Raw genomic sequence first — 18,551 nt, 5'->3', positions numbered from 1 at the left:
TACTTATATCTTGTGATAAATGCAATCGCTCATACCATAACAAGTATGTGAGTTAAAATACAACGGCGGCGTGCTGTGTTAATGCAAGCGAATGTTTCGCTAATGTTGATTGCTATCACGCTTTCATGCAAGTGCAATCCCATCATTAACTAAGATTGATAATGGGTTGGGTCAGTGATGCCCGCCTGAGCAAATCCTTGACGGCGTAGGGCACAGCTGTCACATACACCGCAAGCAAGACCTTGTGCATCGGCTTGGTAGCAAGATATGGTTTGCCCATAATCGACGCCCAATGACAATCCAAGCTCAATGGTTTTTGCTTTTGACAGTTGCTGTAATGGCGTTTGAATGGATAAGTGATGACCGGTAACGCCCGCTTTGGTGGCAAGATTGGCCATATGCTCGAAGGCGGCAATATACTCTGGACGACAGTCAGGGTAGCCTGAGTAATCGACTGAGCTGACGCCAATGACGATATGATTGGCATCGGTCACTTCAGCAACGGCTAGCGCATAAGACAAAAATATCGTATTACGCGCAGGCACATAGGTGTTGGGAATAGCGTCGTTATCGATCTCATCACGCTTTTTATTGGGGAACTTATCCGTATCGCCATCAGGAACAATCATACTGTGATCTGTCAGCGAAGAGCCACCAAGCTGAGCGATATCAATATCGATGATTCTATGATTGACCTCGGCAGTCTCAGCGATGGCTTTTGCCGCGACCAGCTCACTATTGTGGCGTTGACCATAATTAAAACTGACCGCAGTCACCGACGCATAACGTGCCTTGGCCCAATACAAACAAGTCACCGAATCAAGCCCGCCTGACAGCAGCACAACGGCATTTTGGCTTTTATGCAGAGCATTTAAGTCAGTATCGAAGGCTTGATTATTAGAGGTACTTTGCGAAGTAACATTAGTCATAGTGGTATCTATTATTGGTTTGCGAAATGGGTTTGCGAAAAACGACTATTTTAACAAAAATACGCTCATTACAGAACCACGAAGCCATTATAAATACGATATGAAACCTTAATCAGCTCAAATGAGAAGTTTGTTTATAAAAGTGTGGAGCTATCAGCAGTGCTGGTCGAATGTTCAGCATTCTCTAAGCTAAGCCATAAAAAAGACTGAATATTTAATCTGATAGTTTAATCTCATCTTTTCAATCTGTTAGCAAATTTTGTTATAATCGCTGCTTTTAAAGCCACTGTGCTATTACCTCCTTGCTAAAGGCTTTATCCTTCCATTTTTTAGCAAAATTCCCTTGTAAAGATATTGAGTAACTTATGACCGCAGCAACCTTGTTTACGCCACAAATTACGCCTGAAATCGATGATATGTCAGCTGATACAGGTTTGGATAATCATGCTTGGGACGCTGATGGTGATAGCATGGAATATGAGGATGTTGCTGACGATCATACAAATGAAGACAGTATCGCCGCTGCACCGTCAACGTCTACTGAATCAGCAGAGTTCCGTAAACTGCAAAAGAAGCTGCGTAGACAAGTTTCTTGGGCGATTCGTGATTTTAATATGATCGAAGACGGCGATGTGGTGATGGTCTGTGTTTCAGGTGGTAAAGACAGCTATACCTTGCTGGATATTTTACTGTTACTCAAGCGCATCGCCCCGATTAACTTTGATATCGTCGCGGTCAATCTCGATCAAAAGCAACCCGGTTACCCTGAAGATATTTTGCCAGCGTATTTGAACGAGCAGGGCATTGCTCACTATATTTTAGAAAAAGACACTTATAGTATCGTTAAGAGCGTGGTGCCAGAAGGCAAAACTTATTGCTCGGCGTGTTCACGTCTGCGCCGCGGCTCATTATACGGTTTTGCTAAGCAGATTGGCGCAACCAAAATTGCGCTGGGTCATCATCGCGATGATATGTTGGCGACTTTCTTTTTGAATTTATTTCATGGTGGCACTCTTAAATCGATGCCACCGAAATTGCTCAGTGATGACAAGCAAAACCTACTTATTCGTCCATTGGCTTATGTCGAAGAAAAAGACATCATTGAATATGCTCGCTTAAAAGAATTTCCAATTATTCCATGCAACTTATGTGGCAGCCAAACCAACTTACAAAGAGCCATTATCAACGATATGTTGCGGGAATGGGATGATGCCCACCCACAGCGTTTGGCCTCTATTTTTAAAGCCATGCAAAACGTCGCACCGTCGCAACTAGCAGACCGTGAATTGTTTGATTTTGAGCAGTTAAGTCTTGATCGTGATGATAATGAACGTTTGTTTGAAGGAGATAACATCCAAGCTGGCCAGACCGAGAGCTTGGCTGAAATTGGCTTACCTGTATCGCCAAAAACTCAAGCGTTCAATCCGAAGTTTATGAGTGATAAACAGCAACTGCCAGAATCAGATAAAGCGACAGCAGATAATCGTATCACGCAAAAAATCCCAACGATTAATCCGGTTATTTGATGGTTCTATACTGAACCAGCTATCGCTAAAACCTTTAAATTGGCTATAAAAAACCAGCTCATTATCTACTAATGGCTGGTTTTTTTATGTGTTAATAAATCAATTATTAATCATGCTTATAATAGCAAGATTGGTAAAATCAACTTTCTGCAAAAACAGGTAATGGGTCAAAGCTAACTTTTGAACGTGGTAATTTCGCCACATCTTGCATACGCCAGTCATCTTTACCATCACTACTTACTTGTAGATAATATTTTGCTTTTAAAGGATCTATATCTACCTGCGCACTGTATTTATTGCCCTCGACATGTTGAAGTACGACATCGTGATCTTTTTTGATGTCGGTTGCATGTGAGATAGACAGCTCTAGTTTTTCAGGATAAGCCAGAGGATTGCCATTCAGCAGTTTACCTGATTGTAGACTCTGTTCAGGATAATTTAGATAGAATACAACATCACCATTATCTGCAAACTGCATTTCGCCGTGCAAATCTAAGTCATAAGTCAGCTTGTCACGTGACACATCATGATAAAGCGTCTTACCATCCATATACCAGTCGTCACGTACCACGCTATCCCGAATTTGATAAGAGTAATAAACAAAAAAGATACAGGCCACTACGACAAATGCTGGCATGCCAATAACAAAAATAACCACCATGTAATTCTTATACCATGGCTGAGTATCTTGATGCTTAAAATTTGATGCTGGAGTAGACATAAAATACCTATTAATCAGATATCTGCTTATCAGATATCTATACACTGTATCAATGGATAAGCTGACAGCGAAACAGCTGCCAGTTTAATGATAAATCGTCCACCTGCTAGCCACTGACTCACAGGTGAAATATAGAATTATATACTAGGGCGCATCCTCAGTCTGAATGAAAGCACCTAAATGGATTAAAAATGGTTAAATTTTGCCAAACTATATCAAACAGCTGGTTAATAGTACGATATTATCTATACTATTTTCCCAGTTTGGCTGCCATTTATTGCATTTCTATTACCACTTTTAAAATGAGGACGCGCCCTAGCTAAGCTATCAATCGCTCATAAAAACCTACTGCCCTTGAGTAGTAAATACGTTTTGTTTACTGACTTTATACTGACCATCTTCACTGGTCACATTTAGGGTCACTGATGTTTGTTCAAAATCGATGACCTTAGGATCGCCATAAATACTCACAGGCATATCAAAGCTTTCACCTGCTTCTAATGGTACATCGTTGAATCGCAGCGCCAAGCTCAAACCTTCTTGTGGAGCAAGGGTTATTGTATAGGTATGCGGCTCTTGTGTTTTATTAGTCAGCTTGACGATATAGCTGTTTTCAATCATGCCTTGATTATTCACTGAAGACAACTGATTACGGTCACGGCGAATATCAATCTCTAACGGTACACGGTCCGTCAATGCATAAATAACGCCACCACATAAAATAGTAATAACGGCTAAATAAGCAAATAGACGTGGACTGATGACGCGGGTATTTTCTTTTTCTGACAACTGTCGTTCTGTCGTATAACGAATGAGTCCACGTGGATACCCGACTTTATCCATAATTTCATTACAAGCGTCAATACAAGCAGCACATTGGATGCAACCAACTTGCAAGCCATCTCGAATATCAATCCCAGTCGGACAAACCTGTACGCACATGGTACATTCGATACAATCCCCTAAATGTTCAGGATGGGTGCCTTTTTTACGTGCCCCGCGAGGTTCGCCACGTTCATAATCATAAGACACAACTAACGTATCTTTATCAAACATAACGCTCTGAAAACGACCATAAGGACAGATCTGTACGCACATCTGCTCACGCATGTAGCCCGCATTGGCATAAGTGGCAAAGGTAAAGATAAACATTGATACCCATACCCATGTTGGCCAATCAGGAATAGGAATAAAACCAATGGTTTGCCAGCTCTGATATAAATAATCTGTTCCAGCGACATAACTGACAAAAGTTGCCGCGGTAATCACTGAAAATACTAACCAAATAAAATATATCAAAGAACGTTTAAAAGCTTTTTTGGCGCTCATCGGTTCTTTGTCAAACTTGATACGCTTGTTGCGATCGCCAATCACCCATTTTTCAACATATTGATAAAGATGTGTCCAGATCGTCTGAGGGCAGGCATAGCCACACCAAACACGCCCCGCATACACAGTCACCATGAATAAAGTGAATGCGGCAATAATCGCAAAGGCGGCAATGAAGTAAAAATCTTGGGTCAAAAAAGTCATGCCAAAAATATAGTAATGCTGCGAGGGAACATCAAGCCATATTGCTTGCCTACCATTATAACGTAACCACGGCAAAAGCAGAAAAGCGGTTAAAAGCGCATACATCGTGACGACACGAATGTTTTGATAGAAACCGGTGACAAACCTAGGGTGAACTCGATGCTTGGTCGCATCAAGGTCAATTTGCTGTACAGGGATTTTATTGGGTTGTGGTGCTGACATAAACGTGCCTCTTTTAAAAAAGAATCAGTTTGCTGGCATGATGAACAAACATCTTTAATCATCAGATGTATGAGTGTGTGATGTTATCAATGTCAGTAAGTAGCGGATAAAATTTTGAACAGAAAAATATTTTAACCCATCTACCAAATGATCGATTGCAATTAGCTTAATGAGAATGGGTGACTATCTTCTAAATTCGCCACTAATAAGTGGTTTTTAGGTAGTGTCATTTTAGCATTCTCCCTATCATAAATGGGGTAATAATCTTAAAAACCAATCAATATATCAGCATAATGATCGATATATTGGTCGTGCTCTATGCAGTATTAAACTGCATTTCATTTGCTACTCAAATTTTGACAATGCGGTAGCAGTTAATAAACTCTCATCAAAGAGTTTATAAAAAAAGGAGAACTGCAATAACAGTTCTCCCTTTATCAAATCTTATCCACTGATGCTATGACAACCATCTTTAAATATTAATTAGCCGTCGTTTCTACAGTGGTTGCTACTTGAGTAGCGGTTGGTGCTTTAGCAGCAGGTTGAGGGGTTTTATCTGATAATGAGTAAACATAAGCTGCAAGCAGCATAATACGCTCATTACCCAGTTTGGTTTCCCACTCAGGCATCACGCCAGCACGACCATAACGTAAGGTTTCGCGGATGGTCTCACGATCACCACCATATAACCAAATGTCATCTGTCAAGTTTGGCGCGCCAGTAGAAGTCATACCTTTGGCATCTGCACCATGACAAAGTACACAGTTAGTCGGCTCATTAAAGATTGCCTCACCTTGAGTGACTTGAGCTTTATCAAGCTCGTAACCAGGTTGGTTGCCAGATATTGATAGCACGTATTCAGATACCGCACGTACCCCATCTTCACCGATTTGATCACGCCATGCAGCCATACCACCAACTCGACCTTTATGTAGCGTGGTCAAAATGTTTGACGCTTCTCCGCCATATAACCAGTCATTATCAGTTAGATTTGGATAGCCTACCGCACCTTTGGCGTTAGAGCCATGACAGACCGCACAGTTCTGTAAGAACAAACGACTACCAACCTTTAAAGCATTCGGGTTTTCTGAAAGCTTTTCTACATAAGGAGATAGTTCTGCAGTTTTCTCATCAATTTGAGCTTGCAGATCTGCTGGTGGTGTTTCACTGCGGCGCATCGTTGCCTGTAACTCAGCAAGTGCCGCTAAGGTCTCTGTCGCACCACTAGCATCCGCTTTTGCTAAAATGTTTTTCTCAAAGTTATCAGTAAATACTTTGTTATTACTCTCAAGCTCGCTATATAGCTCGTTCTTAGAGGTCCACGGTACAATTTCGCCATCGACTTCTACAGTGGCAATACCTTCCCATTTTGATGGGAAAATACCTGGGAAAAATACCCAATAGGCAACACCCCAAGCGATAGATCCAAAAAATATCACGAGCCACCATTTAGGTAATGGCTTGTCGTACTCTTTGATACCATCATAAGCGTGGCCTGTCGTACCGTCATCTTCTAGTTCTGGCTTGTACTTCAATACCATTAGTAAGACACCGAGGATAGCAGCCCAACACATGATACTTAGTATGGTAATCCAAGAACTCCAAAAAAATGTCATCGTTTATCCTTATTGCGCTGCTCTTCAGACAGAGATTTTATATCCTCGTCATCAAGCGCAAGTTGTGCATCTTCTTCGAAGCGTTTTTTGTTTTTTGGCGAATACGCCCACCATGCAACACCTACGAAGGCAACAAAGGCAGAAACGGTCGCAATTGTTTGTAATTCACCAATACCCATTAGCGCTGTCCTTCCATCGCGGTGCCCAGTTGCTGTAGATAAGCAACCAAAGCATCAAGTTCAGTGGCACCAAGTACAGCATCTGGTGCTCCTTCGATATCCTCTTCAGTGTAAGGTACACCAAAGCGATCACGGAATAGACGCATTTTAGTTTGAACGTTTTCACCATTCACTTCGTTGGTAGCAAGCCACGGGAAGCCAGGCATTACTGATTCAGGTACTAGTGAACGTGGCGCAATCAAATGCTGCTTTTGCCAGTCTTCAGAATAACGACCGCCAACACGTGCCAGATCAGGTCCAGTACGCTTTGAACCCCATAAGAATGGGTGATCCCACGTAGATTCAGCAGCACGCGAGTAAGGTCCATAACGTTCAACTTCAGCACGTAGTGGACGAATCATCTGAGTATGACAAACGTGACAACCTTCACGAATATAGATGTCACGACCCTCAAATTCTAGTGCAGTCCATGGCTCCATAGAGGGCAGGGGAGCATTCACCCCACCTTCTTCAGGACCCTTGTTGTCATATATCAATGGTACGATTTCAACTAGCGTTGCAAAGCTAATAGCAATAACGATACCGATAACCAACAAGCCTGTATTTTTTTCAATAATTTCATGCGGTGTACCAGACATGATCGCTCCTTATACGTTAGCTGCTGAAGGTTTATCAACACTAGGTTCATGATCAGTAGGATCTGCGATATCGACAGGCTTACCTTCTGGCATTTTAAGTGTTTTATAAACGTTATATGCCATCACAAACATACCCGATACATACAATAGGCCACCAAAAGCACGACCAATATATGGGAAATGTGAGAACTCAACTGTATCAACGAAGCTATATACCAATGTACCGTCTGGATTAGTAGCCAGCCACATCATGCCTTGGCCAATACCTGAAATCCACATAGATACGATATAGAAAATAGTACCCGCTGTCGCCAACCAAAAATGCGTGGTGATTAAGCTGATAGAATACATCTTAGGTTTGTTATAAATACGTGGTAACAGTACATATAGCGAACCAATGGTAATCATACCTACCCAACCAAGTGCACCTGAGTGTACGTGACCGACTGTCCAATCCGTATTATGCGATAACGCATTCACTGTCTTAATCGACATCATCGGGCCTTCGAACGTCGACATCGCATAGAACGACAATGCCACAATCATAAAGCGAATGATCGGATCGGTACGTAATTTATCCCAGCTGCCCGATAGTGTTAGCACACCGTTAATCATACCACCCCAAGATGGCGCAAACAGGATGATTGAGAATACCATTGCTAGAGACTGCGTCCAATCTGGAAGCGCTGAATAATGCAAATGGTGACCACCAGCCCACATATATGACGCAATAAGTGCCCAAAAGTGAACGATAGACAAACGATAAGAATAAATAGGACGACCAATCTGTACTGGAACGAAGTAATACATCATTCCTAAGAAAGCTGCCGTTAGATAAAAACCTACCGCGTTATGTCCGTACCACCACTGCACCATCGCATCGGTCGCACCGCCAAATAACGAGTAAGACTTAAATGCGCTAACAGGAATCGCCATGCTGTTTACGATATGCAGTAATGCAATCGTAATAATAAAGGCTGCAAAGAACCAGTTAGCCACATAAATATGTGAGGTTTTACGTTTGATGAGCGTACCGAAGAAAACAATGGCATAAGAGATCCATACCAAGGCAATCAAAATATCGATGGGCCACTCAAGCTCAGCGTATTCCTTGGTCGATGTTAAACCTAAAGGTAGGGTAATAACCGCTGATACGATAACGGCTTGCCAACCCCAAAAGGTAAACCAAGCTAAATAAGGAGCAAATAACCTTGTCTTACAGGTGCGCTGAACAATATAGTAAGACGTTGCGAACAGGGCAGAGCCACCGAACGCAAAAATGACCGCATTGGTATGTAGCGGTCTTAAACGACTAAATGTCAGCCATGGAATGTCAAAGTTAAGTGATGGCCATGCTAACTGTGAAGCAATGAACACACCAATACTCATGCCGACGATGCCCCATACCACGGCCATTATCGTAAAGAATCTTACGATAGTAATTTCGTACTCACGGTCAACTGGGGCGACTGCTGTGTTTTGTAAACTCATTGGATGATTCCTTTACAGCCCGAATTATCAACAGAATTAACTAACTCTCCGCGCTATCTGCATCATAAAAGTAATAGTCAGATAAAAATAGAATCGCGGCACATGCTGTTTTTTGTCTCGCTTATCACCATAATATTATTAACTATCAATCTAAGCTTTCGCTTTATATCAGCTGGTATTGAGGCATAAAGGCGTTTTAAACGCACGACACTCACAGCTGGTCGATAGTAGGATTGTTAATAAATCATTAAGGTGAATAAGAAGATGCGCCGTTTTTGAGCATCAAACATCTAAAGAGGTGAAGTATTTATCTTAATTATTACCAAAAATGCTGTACTAATGAAGATAGATACCAATATCCATAGGGCCATAAAAAGGTACTGACCATAGACGTATGCTAGCGGCGGCTGACAAAAAAACATGTTTGCGTAATGTTTAGTTAAAACTCCCGACTCTGTTTAAGGGTATTGTAACGCAATCCTAATCAAATATCATCAGAACTATGCGGCAAAATACAAACTCTTTGGTAAAAATCTTAGCAAGCAACTTATTATAGCTGTGCAATTTGTCTATTTTATACCCAATTTTATCACGATTCTAGGAATACATTTTGGGGATAGAGGGACAGTAATTACTACGCTTAGATATCATGACCAGCAGCATTTTTGTAACAATGGCCGCATAAGCACTCTAAATAAGTTTTACTTATCATCAAGTCGACCCTTATAATGAGGCTAAATATAAGTGATGATAGCAGTTTTTGTACTGCTATTATGAGCAACTATTTTATCACTTGATATCCAGTCAGGCGAGTGAGCCAAACAACGGTAGCCTGAAATAACACCAATTAAGGACAATAATATGGCAGTTTTTTTGACAGATGAGTGGTTTGAGCAAGTTGAGCAAATGGGTAATGAGGCAGGCGAGCTAAATTTGCCGCCAGCACTGGCGAATATGATCGTCAATCTAAAAGTATCTGACACTGAGCAAGACATCGAAGCAAACTTTGCAAACGGTTTGTTGCATCGCGGCTTGAACGATGCCGCGACAACTACCTTGTTGCTTGACCGCAGTATCTTGCAGTCAATCATCACTGATTTCGATACCAATGAAATTATGGGTGCTTTTATGGGTGGTAAAATTCGCGTTGAAGGCGATATGTCACAACTGATGGCAGTACAAACGGCACGCCCAAGTGCTGAACAAAAAGAGCTATATACTCGTATTAAATCAATGACGACCATGGCTTAATTCTATATTCGCAGGGTTTTATACTGACGATTGTAAGAAGACAAAAAGCCCCTAATGCTTATTAGGGGCTTTTTATTTGATGATACATTTAATGGTCATTCTTAAAAGTAGCGGATGACTCGTAAAGTAGTTAACTGGCTTTTGATTGCTGCGCCGCACTTTGCTGGTTTTCTTTATAGATGGCAGCTTGTAGCCAGACGTTCGCTTGTACGTAGTCATGCACTTTAATAGAAGCCGTCTCTGGCGTGTTGAGCGCGCCGATACGAATCACGAAAGGATCGGCATCTTGTTCGCGTAGTATCACGACATCAAACAGGATAATGGATTTATCATTAAACACTGTTTTTTGCTTGCCGAGCACCTGACCTTGGCACCATGCTTCATCTTCTTGTCCCAAAGTATCACCGAATAGATAGGCACACATGTGACCTAAGTTGATCTCAACTGGTGCCATTTGCGCTTTGGTCTCTGGTTTCCATTCTTTGATTTGCTCTTGCAGATCATCGGGTATTTTTCCATCATTGGCGGCAACGATGTCGTTAAATGCACGGTGGTAGCGGATCGCTTCTTGATCTTCAACCATGATGACTTCGTTTTGCTCACTTAGCTTAATCTCATGTGCCCAAGCGCTAAAGTTCACAAAGTAAGAAGTGTCTCGCTGATATAAATGGCGATTGGTGGTGTAGAGCTGGTCAAAGGCGTAAATAATACTGCCATCAGCGGTACGCAAGCGTAATACAGCATCGTGTGAATTGTCATTGGCAATGATGCGCTCAATCTTACAATTGAGTCCATACGGGCTATCGACACAAGGATAAGCATTGATAAAGCATTCAGGCTTGCCATTTTTCATGGCCAATACTTGATTGATATGACAAGGCTGATTTTCAGACAGCAATAGGCAGCTGTCTTGAGCGCTGACATTGCTATTGAGACCTTTAGGCATGGCCGCCTTTTCGATCATTTTTTGTAGCCATTCTGGCACGTCATGACTCATGTCATCGGTCAGAATACGCCAATGATCGGCGTGACCTGCAGATTGCTCATCAGTCATGGTGATCTTGGTGGGAGATTGGACGTTTTTATATTGATAATTAATGGTCATGAAGATACTCAAAATTAGTCAGCGTGAGGTTTGGACCTGAAACGGCTATTGCTGGCTATCATAAGGCTCTATTTAACACGATAGATTTATGATAGTTGGCAACGTTGTCATCAGTAAAGGGTCAACAAACAACAATGAAATGAATGGTTAATGACAATTGTCCTTAGCATACAATATATAGGTATTGACGCAAGTAATAGCAAGCCCCTCATAAAAAATAGTAACAAAAGCCAGTTTTTTATTAAAAAATACGCCCAGTTTTTGCTAATGACTGGCACATATCAGCCAAATTGTGTCAAACTAGCTCCCTTTTGACGGCTGTCTTTGGCTCGTCTGAAACCCTGTTTTTGTGTTCGATTTATATGTGACTATGGCAAGTGCAGGTGTGAGATGCATTTGCTGTTGCTCGTTTTATAGTATATATAAAGTCGCACGTAGATAAGATAAAGAGTTTGAATATGTTTCGTCCTTTAGCGTTGTTTATCGGCTTACGATACACCCGAGCAGAGCGTAGTAATGGTTTTATCTCCTTTATCTCGCTTATCTCGATGATTGGTTTGACTCTTGGGGTTGCCGTATTGATCACGGTGCTATCAGTCATGAATGGTTTTGATCGGGAGTTAAAAACCCGTATTTTGGGTATGGTCCCGCAAGCAACGGTCGTTTCCACCGAGATTATCAGTGATTGGAAGCAATTGGCTGATAAAATTAAAGAAGATCCTGAAGTGGCAGCTGTAGCGCCCTTTATTCAACTGCAAGGGATGTTGACGTCAAACGGTCAGGTTGCAGGGATTATGGTCACTGGTGTCGATCCTGAATACGAAAAAGATGTCTCTATTATCAATGAACATATGGTTCAAGGCAGTATTGATACTTTACAAAGTGGTGAGTTCAATATTGTACTGGGTGAAGAGATGGTACAGTCTCTAGGGCTGCAACTGGGTGATAAAGTGACGCTAGTGCTGCCAGAGGCATCGCCTTCACCAGCTGGCGTGATACCACGATTCAAGCGCTTTACCTTGACAGGTATTTTTACCATCAGTCCAGAAGTGGATAGTCTCATGGCATTTATCCCGATGGGTGATGCGGCAAAACTGTTGCGTCTGCCAGACGGCGCGCAGGGTGTGCGTATGAAGCTCAATGATATTTTTACCGCTCCAATGGCAGCAGAAAAAGCCGCCGCTATTGCCCCTCAGCAGTTGTATCCTAATGATTGGACACAAACGCATGGCAACCTATTTGGCGCGATTCAAATGGAAAAAGCCATGGTCGGCTTGCTGCTATTTTTAATTATCTTAGTAGCAGCTTTTAATATTGTCTCCAGCCTAGTGATGCTCGTTACCGACAAAAAAGCGGACATTGCGATTCTAAAAACTTTTGGTGCGTCTCCTCGTTTGATTACCCAAGTGTTTATGGTGCAAGGCGTGGTCATCGGTGTGATTGGTACGATTGCTGGCACGATACTGGGCGTGATATTTGCGCTTACAGTGAGTGATATTTTAGGCTTTATTAATCAAGTCTTTAATTTGAACTTGTTTGATGCGTATTTTGTTAATTATTTACCATCAGAGTTGCGTGTACTAGATGTGGTATTGATTACAGGTGCGTCTTTCGTACTGAGCTTTTTGGCAACTATTTATCCAGCACGCCGAGCGGCTAAGATTCAGCCAGCACAGACGTTGCGTTATGAATAAATGATTTTATATGCCGCTTAAGTTTTTATATACAGTTTAAGTTATTAACAATGCTTGTTAGTTAAAATTAATTTTAATGCAAGTTTAGGCTGATAAATTGTTTGTAGCGCTGAATAAAGCATCAATACCAGTATAAATAGAATAAAGGAAAAGCCATGTCTGCCATTTTAGAGGCTAAAAATATCAACAAGATATATGATGAAGGGGCGGTTAGTACGCAAGTACTGACTGGCTTGGATTTGACCGTCCATGCTGGCGAGCGCATCGCCATCGTTGGCACCAGTGGTTCAGGCAAGAGCACTTTGCTACACTTGCTTGGTGGTCTTGATACGCCAACCAGCGGCGAGGTCTGGCTACATGGTCAATTGTTAAATAGTATGAATGAAACTGAGCGCGGTGCCATGCGTAACAAGCATTTGGGATTTATTTATCAGTTTCATCATTTGTTAGCCGAATTTACTGCCATTGAAAACGTTGCAATGCCGTTATTGATGCGACCAGAGGTCTCAACGACTTCAGCAAGAGAGCAAGCAATTGCGATACTAGAAAGTGTCGGACTTGAGCATCGTCTGGCGCATAGACCTGGTGAGCTATCGGGGGGCGAGCGCCAGCGTGTGGCTATTGCCCGTGCTTTGGTTACGAAGCCGTCGCTTATTTTGGCAGATGAGCCAACTGGTAATTTGGACTATGACAATGCGCAAAGCGTGTTTGGATTATTATCAGAGCTGCAAAATACCATGCAAACCGCACTATTAATGGTGACACATGATCGCAATCTCGCGGCGTTGGCGGATCGTCAGTTATTGCTACGCAACGGTCATTGGGAGCAGTATTAACTGTTTTTTAACGCTGCATTTTTTAACGCTTTATTTTTAATAGCGTAAATGGTTATTGTTATTAAGTAGTAGGGTGTGTCCTGATTTAAGTCAATTGATATCTACATGGGCTAAAATTTGTCAAACGTTGTTGAACTGAACCGCTGATTAATATCACTATGATCTGTGTTGTTTCTCTTGTTTAACGGCAATTTGTCTTGCTTTTATCATCATTATTAAATGAGGATATATTCTAGAACGACAAGATTATGTTCAACAGACACTAAGTTTTTAATAAAAATAAACGCAAAATGGGGCTGCAAAATGCCGCCAATTTATTGAAGAAGGACTGTTATTATGGATAGAGATGACGACCCAATCGCTGCTTTTGGCAGTGCCGAAGAAGGCAATGAACCTTTAAAACCCTATATGGATGTGACGTTATTCGAGACAATTGATAAACAGGCACAAATAGATCTATTAACACCCGTTTTTGATGCCATTACTTTGGCTGGCGTTGATTATGATCTAAAAGCTCAAGACAGTGCAACGGGCAAACGCTATACATTGCTTAAAGATGAAAAAGTGGTTGAAGTTTTCGTGATGGACACTAGCCTTACGGACAACATCCTTGCGGCCATAGAAAAGAATAAAGAAGCAGAGTGACTGGTATCAACAAAGAAAATGGCTTTTTTTTAAGTCATAGCCAGCTTAAGGTGATATCGAGACATAGCATAGAAAAATCGAGAGTAGATGGTGTTCTAGATTGCTATCGTTAGCGAATGGTTGACAGTAAAGGGTGGTTCGCTACGTTAAGGTTACCATGACTTGATAACAGCAGCATATATTAGGTTTTAGGTGATTTATCAGAAGGTTCTTGCTGACGTTTTTGCCAGCTCACGACGGTTTTGTAGCGCCAAACTGCCTTAAATGCCAGTCCACAAACGATGCTGGTCACAATTGCTAATATCGTCAAGCCTATGCAAAAAGCAGCAATCGATACCGTGCCGCGATAGGTAATAAATGGATTTGCACCATCTGATAGTGCCCATAAGCTAAAATCAGCAATCATCCTGCCGATAAGCCGCAGACTAATCATCGGTACGTCAAGGATTTTGGCACCGATATAATAGCCTGCATAAAAGATCGGCAAGCTCGTAAGTGGATTGGTAATCCAAGTCAAGCCGAGCGCCATGGGAACATTGGCACGAAAAATTAATGAGCCAACTAGAGCCAGCAGCATCTGCCCTGGCAATGGGAAAAATGCACTAAGCACCCCAATATAGACCGCTTTATTTAAGCTATGTCGATTAAAGTGCCATAATCGTGGATCAGCCAGATGCGGTGCGAACAGTTTTAAGGTGCGGCTTTCTAAGATTTTCTCTGGCGTAGGAAGCAGGTCTTTCAGACGTTTTTGGGGCACAGGATCGCCTTTTGTAATCGTTAGCTACAGTCCGCTCAATCGCATTGATGGTCTGCTATAAAGTAATATTATTCATAAAGTGTACAGCTGAGAATATATAGGATAATGATATCAGATTATCATCATCGCAATATGTCAGTCAGTATAGGGTAATAGTTATATAAATGCTATTGCATGACGTATCAGTTGTTGTTTCTGGTTTTAGTATCAATCTGTGTTTTGGTGTTTCGGTACATTTTCGTCATATTAAGTGGCTATTTATCATAACAAATGGCTTTATTTAGGCAAAAACTAATATTCACCTCATCAAGCAAGGAGCGCTGGTGTACTGGTTGATTGGTAGCTTGATTATTATCGCCATGATGGGCGTTTTGGCAGTCGCAGATAGTATGGCGATACCCACTAGCTCATCGTTAATGGATATATTAAATACTCCCATCTTATCTTTATCGCTCATTATTTTTGCTATTATCCTGATGGTTATTGCCCAGTTTAATGTACCTTCTGCAAAACCCAGCCATTTATCGCAACATACTGCTGGTCTCTCTTTACGTAATCCTTCATATAATATTTCACATAAATCTAAACTCTTCTTTCGTATCTTGAATCATGTTTTAGTTGCTGTATTGGCAATTGGATTAATCGTTGGCAGTGCGCTGCAAGCCCTGATTAGCCATCAACAAGCAGAATTAACAGAAATCACTGAGCCAATGCGTGTGCAAGCATTAGTCACTATCGAAGGGATAAGTGACAGCGTTTATGACGTCGCCACGGACAGTGGCTATCGACAAGTTGCTGTCATTAGTGATATATCACCCTTGGTGTCGGCGTTGGCGGTTGAAGATTTAGATGCCATGACCAGTAACTTTCTAATAGATGAAAATAATAGCCTAAGCAATAATAGATTGTATGAAAATAACTCAAATAACAATAATAATAACGGTAAGGATGGCACGTACCGTGTATTGCTCAATGGTTATCCAAAAAATTCATCAAAACAATCATCCAAGAAAAATTTGGATAATAATCCGTTTGACCGCTTAAATTATTTACAACCTGACGACCAGCTGCTTATGAGTTTAGCGCTTGCACCACTGGCGACCTCTGAGCAAGCGTTGAGCAATCCATCTGGTTTTGACAGTTATCGCTGGCTGCGAGGTCGTCATATTGATGGAGTCGCTAATATATTGACCGTTGGCACATCAAATGTCACCAATACTGAGGTATCAAAGCCAGCATTTGCCTCTTCTTCATATCTGCAGCGTTTTCAGACTTATATTAATCAAGGACGTTGGCAATTACGCCAGCATTTTTATCAAGATTGGTCAACACAGACCACAGCAGCGCAACAGGCAAAAGCGGTCACTTTAAGTTTGCTCACAGGTGATCGCAGTTTAATCAATCGCGATACCAAAGATCTATATCAACTGGCTGGTATTTCACATTTGCTGGCTATCTCTGGCACTCATGTATTGTTTTTAGCGATTATGCTGGCGGGTGCGGCGGTGTTGCTTTTTGATCGGCTATGGCCAAGGATTTATCGTTATGTACCGCGTTGGCAAGTGCGCTGGTGGGTGATGATCGCTGCTGCTTTTATTTATGCGCTATTTACTGGTTTTGATGTACCCGCTGCTCGTACCGCATGGATGTTATTCGCGATAGGTTTGGTACGTTTAACATTATTGCCGGTTAGTACGATGCGGGTGTTGTTTGCATTGGCAGTGTTGATGGCATGGTTTGATCCCTACGTATTATGGCAGGCAGGGTACTGGCTATCTTTTATCGCAGTGGCATTACTCCTTAAATTTGATGATGCATCATATACGCAATCAGCTGTCGTATCAGAAACGGCGTCTGCTCATAATGCCAGTGTAGTAGAGACTGCATTCAAGCGTGTTTGGATAATAGGCAAACGTGTATTCAAATTACAATTTTGGCTATTTATTACTTTATTACCTATTACATTGCTATTATTTGGCAAGGCGTCGCTGTGGGGTCTTGTCATCAATCTGTTTGCTATCGGTTTATTTGGTTGGGTGATTGTGCCGCTTAATCTGTTGGCAGGGCTGTGCTATCTTTTATCACCTGCTATTGCTGATAGTATTTGGCTGCTCGTTAGCGCCATTGTCGCGAAATTGCATGAACTGATAGCGTGGTTAACTTCATTACCAGCATTGTCAGAAGCGTGGCTTTATACCCCCGTGAATGTCGCCATATTGCTGATGGTACTATTAAGTATGTTGCCATGGCTACTACCACGAGGATTTATCAGTCGTTGGCTGGCACTGCCGCCGCTAACCTTATTAATGACGACGATATATGCCAATCAGCAATCACTAACGACGATACCGACCTTGTATATCTTACCAACGGGTGATCCCTATATAAGCGCTGCTTTGTTGCAGTATCCTGTTGTCAATAATGAGCAGTCATCCACAACAAATACGCATAAGACAAACATCAGCTGGCTATTTTTATCTGACCACAGACCCAATGCCGCACGAACGATGCCAAGTAATCTAAAGGCGAATAAGCTGTCGATGACATTGGCGCAGCAGCTGGGTAGCTTGTCAGTTGATACACTAGAAGGTATAGTCGTGCAGAGTAGTAGTGCTGGATTGACGGAGACGCTTACTACTGATAAGACGTATTTAGCTTCTAATGCTAGTGCTTCTGAGCTGTTGCCTTTGACGGTTTTTCAGCTTAATCAGCGTTTACCTATTAGTCAGTATTGGCAAGCAGGGCGCTCTGATCATTGGTTTGCATTTCAGCAAGCCTATAAAGTCACTAGCCAATCCAAGGACATGACGAATATCAGTGTGCAACGCTGTGAACAAGGCAAAACGTGGCAGTTGGGCAATGGTGACTTGTCCATACAAGCATTGACAGGATGGAGCAAAATAGACAGTCCGAGTGTTTGGGATTGTACGGTGGCTATAGATGCCAATTTGCCCATAAGGGTATTAAAGTATAATGCGGCTGATCCACTCAAATCAACACCTGCCACTGCGCAAACACTCACATCAAGTAGCCAGCCACCGACTCATCAAGCCAATATGCCTCAGGCACGTCTGATATTAAATGCAGATACTCATCAGCGTATTTGGCAAATGTGGACATTGTTATGTCCAGTTGAACCACCTGAGCAACCACGCCCTTTTCGTAATGTGACATGGCTAGGACATAGCACATCACAGATAACTGCTGAGGTGATAAATCGTCAAACTATCAATGAAATGATCACTTATGATGACAAAATGCTAGAAGCAACGTTGTCTCTCAATGCGGCAGTAGATACTACCAATATGACGCCATAAAAATATCGCTTATCTAATCAATGTTACAATATAGTGATATTTCCCAGTTATACTATTGAACCATGATTGAAATACCACCATACTTAGCAGC

Annotated in this window: 15 protein-coding genes; 6 read left to right on the top strand and 9 right to left on the bottom strand. The window is 41.9% G+C overall.

What is annotated here, in order from left to right; genetic code table 11:
* Positions 1-149 precede the first annotated feature (149 nt).
* A complete protein-coding gene (gene queC / locus JMW64_RS08835; RefSeq protein ID WP_167541684.1) occupies positions 150-866 on the bottom strand; it encodes a 7-cyano-7-deazaguanine synthase QueC in 717 nt (238 codons plus the stop codon).
* Positions 867-1,294: 428 nt separating this feature from the next.
* On the opposite strand from queC, the gene ttcA reads away from it, so the two are divergent.
* The gene (gene ttcA, locus JMW64_RS08830; RefSeq protein WP_201554250.1) at positions 1,295-2,455 is read left to right on the top strand and encodes a tRNA 2-thiocytidine(32) synthetase TtcA; all 1,161 of its coding nucleotides are present in this window, start codon (positions 1,295-1,297) and stop codon (positions 2,453-2,455) included.
* 139 nt (positions 2,456-2,594) lie between these two features.
* On the opposite strand, the gene JMW64_RS08825 is transcribed toward ttcA, so the two are convergent.
* The 6 genes from JMW64_RS08825 to ccoN form a co-directional block, all read right to left on the bottom strand.
* Positions 2,595-3,176: a FixH family protein gene (locus JMW64_RS08825; protein WP_201554248.1), complete on the bottom strand. Its 582-nt coding sequence runs from the start codon at positions 3,174-3,176 to the stop codon at positions 2,595-2,597.
* Positions 3,177-3,521: 345 nt separating this feature from the next.
* A complete protein-coding gene (ccoG, locus tag JMW64_RS08820; RefSeq protein WP_201554246.1) occupies positions 3,522-4,931 on the bottom strand; it encodes a cytochrome c oxidase accessory protein CcoG in 1,410 nt (469 codons plus the stop codon).
* Between the two features lie 479 nt (positions 4,932-5,410).
* On the bottom strand, positions 5,411-6,547 hold the full coding sequence (ccoP, locus tag JMW64_RS08815) for a cytochrome-c oxidase, cbb3-type subunit III (protein WP_201554245.1): 1,137 nt from the start codon (positions 6,545-6,547) through the stop codon (positions 5,411-5,413).
* Entirely contained in the window at positions 6,544-6,726 is a 183-nt protein-coding gene (locus JMW64_RS08810; RefSeq protein WP_010199605.1) for a CcoQ/FixQ family Cbb3-type cytochrome c oxidase assembly chaperone, read from the bottom strand. The genes ccoP and JMW64_RS08810 overlap by 4 nt, the downstream gene beginning before the upstream one ends.
* Positions 6,726-7,364, bottom strand: coding sequence for a cytochrome-c oxidase, cbb3-type subunit II (ccoO, locus tag JMW64_RS08805; RefSeq protein ID WP_045445396.1), 639 nt, complete (start codon positions 7,362-7,364; stop codon positions 6,726-6,728). Before ccoO ends, JMW64_RS08810 begins: the two co-directional genes overlap by 1 nt.
* A gap of 9 nt (positions 7,365-7,373) precedes the next feature.
* A complete protein-coding gene (gene ccoN, locus JMW64_RS08800; protein ID WP_045445398.1) occupies positions 7,374-8,855 on the bottom strand; it encodes a cytochrome-c oxidase, cbb3-type subunit I in 1,482 nt (493 codons plus the stop codon).
* 861 nt (positions 8,856-9,716) lie between these two features.
* Between ccoN and JMW64_RS08795 the strand changes: the two genes are divergently transcribed.
* Entirely contained in the window at positions 9,717-10,106 is a 390-nt protein-coding gene (locus JMW64_RS08795) for a hypothetical protein (RefSeq protein WP_055123882.1), read from the top strand.
* 130 nt (positions 10,107-10,236) lie between these two features.
* On the opposite strand, the gene JMW64_RS08790 is transcribed toward JMW64_RS08795, so the two are convergent.
* Positions 10,237-11,211, bottom strand: coding sequence for a hypothetical protein (locus JMW64_RS08790; RefSeq protein ID WP_201554244.1), 975 nt, complete (start codon positions 11,209-11,211; stop codon positions 10,237-10,239).
* A gap of 458 nt (positions 11,212-11,669) precedes the next feature.
* Between JMW64_RS08790 and JMW64_RS08785 the strand changes: the two genes are divergently transcribed.
* From JMW64_RS08785 to JMW64_RS08775, 3 genes are all read left to right on the top strand, one after another.
* Entirely contained in the window at positions 11,670-12,905 is a 1,236-nt protein-coding gene (locus JMW64_RS08785) for a lipoprotein-releasing ABC transporter permease subunit (protein WP_055123885.1), read from the top strand.
* A 155-nt stretch (positions 12,906-13,060) separates the two neighbouring features.
* Positions 13,061-13,741, top strand: a complete 681-nt coding sequence (lolD, locus tag JMW64_RS08780; RefSeq protein ID WP_045451357.1) for a lipoprotein-releasing ABC transporter ATP-binding protein LolD — start codon at positions 13,061-13,063, stop codon at positions 13,739-13,741.
* A gap of 336 nt (positions 13,742-14,077) precedes the next feature.
* Positions 14,078-14,386 (top strand): hypothetical protein, encoded by a 309-nt coding sequence (locus tag JMW64_RS08775; RefSeq protein WP_045451359.1) that lies wholly within the window; start codon positions 14,078-14,080, stop codon positions 14,384-14,386.
* A gap of 181 nt (positions 14,387-14,567) precedes the next feature.
* Here the strand turns inward: JMW64_RS08775 and JMW64_RS08770 are convergent, their stop codons facing one another.
* Positions 14,568-15,143, bottom strand: a complete 576-nt coding sequence (locus tag JMW64_RS08770) for a DUF2062 domain-containing protein (RefSeq protein ID WP_227694148.1) — start codon at positions 15,141-15,143, stop codon at positions 14,568-14,570.
* Between the two features lie 323 nt (positions 15,144-15,466).
* On the opposite strand from JMW64_RS08770, the gene JMW64_RS08765 reads away from it, so the two are divergent.
* Entirely contained in the window at positions 15,467-18,460 is a 2,994-nt protein-coding gene (locus JMW64_RS08765) for a ComEC/Rec2 family competence protein (RefSeq protein ID WP_201554243.1), read from the top strand.
* Positions 18,461-18,551 lie beyond the last annotated feature (91 nt).

Origin of the sequence: Psychrobacter immobilis (assembly GCF_904846065.1) — a bacterium.
GTDB classification, from domain to species: Bacteria; Pseudomonadota; Gammaproteobacteria; order Pseudomonadales; family Moraxellaceae; genus Psychrobacter; species Psychrobacter immobilis_H.
Note: the sequence above shows the minus strand (reverse complement) of the source record. Positions and strands in the feature narration are given on the sequence as shown.